The sequence below is a fragment of the Vibrio sp. WZ-1 genome, assembly GCF_052037695.1.
In the GTDB taxonomy this organism is placed as follows: Bacteria; Pseudomonadota; Gammaproteobacteria; order Enterobacterales; family Vibrionaceae; genus Vibrio.
The window spans coordinates 1-2,234 of sequence record NZ_JBQEQR010000012.1 but is presented as its reverse complement, the minus strand read 5'-3'; the positions used below and the strand labels follow the sequence as shown (position 1 = coordinate 2,234).

Below are 2,234 nucleotides of genomic sequence, written 5' to 3'. Positions count from 1 at the left end.
GACTAAGCCAATCGTGTAGGTTTGATCGCTGCTGCTGGCGTTACTTAACGTGACTTTAAATTCAGCCGCTTGACCTTCTGGTATCGTCTCGCCAACCAAAGACACTTCTGTGATCACAGGTGTGTCATCATCATCTTGGATAGTCGCTGTGCCGGTCACTCCACCCACTTGGAGGTCGAAGGTTTCATCCGGCTCGTCAATGGTGTCTTGCGTGGTATCCACCATCGCGGTGAACATGGTGACGCCCGCAGGGACGGTGATTTGTCCAGTATTAGCATCATAAGTCACGCCATCACTAAACACGATGTTGGACACGTTGGTATCATAATCATCATCACCTGCCGTGCCATTGACTAAGCCAATCGAGTAAGTTTGATCGCTACTGCTGGCGTTACTTAACGTCACTTTAAACTCTGCGGATTGGCCTTCTGGTACGGTATCACCAACTAGAGCGACATCTGTGATCACAGGTGCGTCATCATCATCTTGGATGATCGCGGTACCAGTCACCCCACCCACTTGGAGGTCGAAGGTTTCATCCGGCTCGTCAATGGTGTCTTGCGTGGTATCCACCATCGCGGTGAACATGGTGACGCCCGCAGGGACGGTGATTTGTCCACTATTAGCATCATAAGTCACACCATCGCTGAACACGATGTTGGACACGTTGGTGTCGTAATCATCATCGCCGGCTGTGCCATTGACTAATCCAATCGAGTAGGTTTGGTCTGTGCTGCTGGCATTACTTAACGTCACTTTAAACTCTGCGGGTTGGCCTTCTGGTACGGTATCGCCAACCAAAGCGACCTCCGTGATCACGGGTGCATCGTCATCATCTTGGATTGTCGCAGTACCAGTCACCCCACCCACTTGGAGGTCGAAGGTTTCATCCAGCTCATCAATGGTGTCTTGCGTGGTATCCACCATCGCGTTGAACATGGTGACGCCCGCAGGGACGGTGATTTGTCCCGTATTAGCGTCGTAGGTCACGCCATCGCTGAACACGATGTTGGACACGTTGGTATCATAATCATCATCTCCAGCCGTACCGTTAACCAAACCAAGACTGTAGGTTTGATCGCTGCTGCTGGCGTTACTTAACGTCACTTTAAATTCAGCCGCTTGACCTTCAGGCACGGTCTCGCCAACTAGAGCGACTTCTGTGATCACAGGTGTGTCATCATCATCTTGGATGGTCGCTGTGCCTGTCACCCCACCCACTTGAAGGTCGAAGGTTTCATCCAGCTCATCAATAGTGTCTTGCGTGGTATCGACTGTTGCGGTGAACATGGTGACGCCCGCTGGAACGGTGATTTGTCCGGTATTAGCATCATAAGTCACGCCATCACTAAACACGATGTTGGACACGTTGGTATCGTAATCATCATCGCTGGCTGTGCCATTGGCTAAGCCAATCGTATAGGTTTGATCGCTACTGCTGGCGTTACTTAACGTGACTTTAAATTCAGCCGCCTGACCTTCAGGTACGGTCTCACCAACCAAAGACACTTCTGTGATCACAGGTGCGTCATCATCATCTTGGATGGTCGCTGTGCCTGTGACACCGCCGACTTGGAGATCGAAGGTCTCATCCGGCTCGTCAATGGTGTCTTGCGTGGTATCCACTGTTGCAGTGAACATAGTGACGCCCGCTGGGACAGTGATTTGTCCGCTATTGGCGTCATAGGTCACGCCATCACTGAACACAATATTGGACACGTTGGTATCGTAATCATCATCGCCGGCTGTGCCATTGACTAAGCCAATCGTGTAGGTTTGGTCTGTGCTGCTGGCATTACTTAACGTGACTTTAAACTCTGCGGGTTGACCTTCTGGTACGGTATCGCCAACTAGAGCGACATCCGTGATCACAGGTGTGTCATCATCATCTTGGATGGTCGCGGTACCTGTCACCCCACCCACTTGGAGATCGAAGGTTTCATCCAGCTCATCGATGGTGTCTTGCGTGGTATCGACTGTTGCGGTGAACATGGTGACGCCCGCTGGAACGGTGATTTGTCCGCTATTAGCGTCATAAGTCACGCCATCGCTGAACACGATATTGGACACGTTGGTGTCGTAATCATCATCGCCGGCGGTGCCATTGACTAAGCCAATCGTGTAGGTTTGATCGCTGCTGCTGGCGTTACTTAACGTCACTTTAAATTCAGCTGCTTGACCTTCAGGCACGGTCTCACCAACCAAAGACACTTCTGTGATCACAGGTGTGTCAT

General features: G+C 51.1%; 1 protein-coding gene. It reads right to left on the bottom strand.

What is annotated here, in order from left to right; translation table 11 throughout:
• On the bottom strand, positions 1-2,234 hold a 2,234-nt coding region (locus ACTS60_RS00050), incomplete at both ends, for a beta strand repeat-containing protein (RefSeq protein WP_440886711.1).